The organism is Dactylosporangium sucinum (assembly GCF_014647515.1).
Classification (GTDB): domain Bacteria; phylum Actinomycetota; class Actinomycetes; order Mycobacteriales; family Micromonosporaceae; genus Dactylosporangium; species Dactylosporangium sucinum.
Window position 1 is genome coordinate 1 of the sequence record NZ_BMPI01000162.1, and the last position, 344, is coordinate 344.

Consider the following 344-nt stretch of genomic DNA (forward strand, 5'->3'; position numbering starts at 1 on the left):
GCGGCCGGGCTGCCGGACACCGTCGCCGGGGTGCAGTTGAACCGTTTCTGCGCGTCGGGCCTGGAGGCGGTGAATATCGCGGCGCAGAAGGTGCGGGCGGGTTGGGAGGATCTGGTCCTTGCCGGTGGGGTCGAGTCGATGTCGCGGGTGCCGATGGGCTCCGACGGTGGTGCGTGGGCGATGGACCCGGAGACGAACTACGCCACTGGGTTTGTCCCGCAGGGCGTCGGTGCGGACCTGATCGCGACGATGGAGGGTTTCAGCCGGGAGGATGTCGATAGTTACGCCTTGGAGTCGCAGACCCGGGCGGCGAAGGCCTGGGCGGGTGGCTACTTCGCCCGGTC

At 69.2% G+C, this 344-nt stretch carries 1 protein-coding gene; it reads left to right on the forward strand.

Going from position 1 to position 344, the window contains the following annotated elements; all coding sequences use genetic code 11:
- On the forward strand, positions 1–344 hold a 344-nt coding region (locus tag IEZ31_RS58045), incomplete at both ends, for a thiolase family protein (RefSeq protein WP_268241780.1).